General features: G+C 46.4%; 1 pseudogene. It reads left to right on the top strand.

Annotated features, from left to right (window positions below):
- Nucleotides 1-347: 347 nt before the first annotated feature.
- Nucleotides 348-1,780 (top strand): annotated as a pseudogene (locus tag B5X68_RS28510) (gliding motility-associated C-terminal domain-containing protein); the annotation flags it as partial.

The raw sequence follows: 1,780 nt of genomic DNA, 5'->3' as shown, positions 1-1,780 counted from the left end.
AACGGTAAAACCAACAGTGGAAAGGACCTAGCAGCAGGACAATATTATTATGAAGTAACCATCTTCTTCGAGTCTTCAAAAAGAGAAAGCACACCAACCACAATCAAAGGCTGGGTGCAGATCATCAGATAGTCCAAATCCTGAGTAACCTTACTGCGTATTGCCATAGCACTAGTTTATGGCAATACATATATGAATTATAAACTTGTTTTGTAAGTTTACAATAGCGCCTATTATATTACCTTCACCGGTACACATTTTTATTTAAATTTTCGTTGAATTAATAGTTTGGCGGATGCATTTTCTGCCCGAACCTCTATCTAAAAAAGCTCGACCCTTATATATTTATGCGATCTGCTTTACGGTTATTATTATTCTCTTTTTTTCTGACTTTGCTGGGCGCTGGCTTCGAGGCTATGGCAACGCACATTCGTGCGGGTGAGATTACAGCAAAACGGGTTTCTGCAACTGCCCTGACTTACGAGATCAAGCTGACGGCCTATTTCGATATGCAAAATGGGGAAGGAGCGGCGAATGCACAGAACTTTGTACAGTTTTATGTAGGAAGCAACGGCCCTATCGAAGCACCCAGGATTTTGCCCATCATCAACATTGGAAACAACACAACCCAGAACATCTACATTGTAAGGTACACGTTTCCTTCGGCGGGGAAGTTCCGGATTTCATTTGAAGAAGATAACCGGAACAACGGGATCCTGAACATTGGCCCTCCCCCTACACAAAATCTAAACTTTTATGTAAGCACCATTCTGGAAATCAATGCCAGTTTCGGCTTGAACCAAACTCCGGTGCTCCTGAACGCTCCCATCGACCTCGCAGCCATTGGACAACGCTACATTCACAACCCGAATGCATTTGATGCAGATGGGGATAGTCTTGCATATCGCTTGTATACGCCGCAAAGAGGAACTTCAAACGGTGCGGGAGTTAATTTACAATATGTTAACCCAAACCAGATCAATGCTCCGGGAAAGACTGAAACCGGCGCATCGCCTGCAACTTTTGGGATGAATCGCCTCACGGGCGACCTGACTTGGGATTCGCCTACTACAAAAGGTTATTATAACGTTGCGTTCGTGGTGGAAGAATGGCGGGATGGAGTGCTTATCGGCGAAATTGTGCGGGATATGCAGATCATCGTGGAGGATGCCAACAACGCCAGGCCGCTGGCAGAACCGATTCCGGATATTTGCGTGGAAGCAGGAACGCTTATCAATCAGCAGATTAAGGCTACGGACAAAAATGGGGACAAGCTAAACCTTACCTCTACGGGCGGCGTGTATGAACGAACATTGATCAGCCCTGAACTGGCCCGGTTCACTGTTCCGCAACAGCCTGGAATTGGCACGATCACCGGACAATTTACCTGGCAAACTTCATGTAACCACATTAGGTTGGAGCCTTATGATGTGTTATTTAAAGTGGAAGATGCCCCCGGAACGAACACCAATCCGAACCTGTTCCGTAAGTTGGTTGATATGACCACGCTTAACATTAAGGTTTATGGCCCAAAACCGCTTGGCCTCCGTGCAGTGGCTGCAACAGACCCGGCGGGACCTGCTTACCGCCTCAATTGGACTGCTTATAAATGTCAGGTTGCCGGTGCCAGGATCGTAATTTACAGAAGAGAAGGTTGTGCAGATATTCCTGAGGATGTCTGTTTGACAGGCATCCCGGCAGGATCAGGTTACGAGGAAATCGGAAGGGTTGCAGTGGATCAAACTACATATCTCGATAATAACAATGGTGACGGACTCCG

Source organism: Dyadobacter psychrophilus (assembly GCF_900167945.1).
Lineage (GTDB): Bacteria > Bacteroidota > Bacteroidia > Cytophagales > Spirosomataceae > Dyadobacter > Dyadobacter psychrophilus.
Note: the sequence above shows the minus strand (reverse complement) of the source record. Positions and strands in the feature narration are given on the sequence as shown.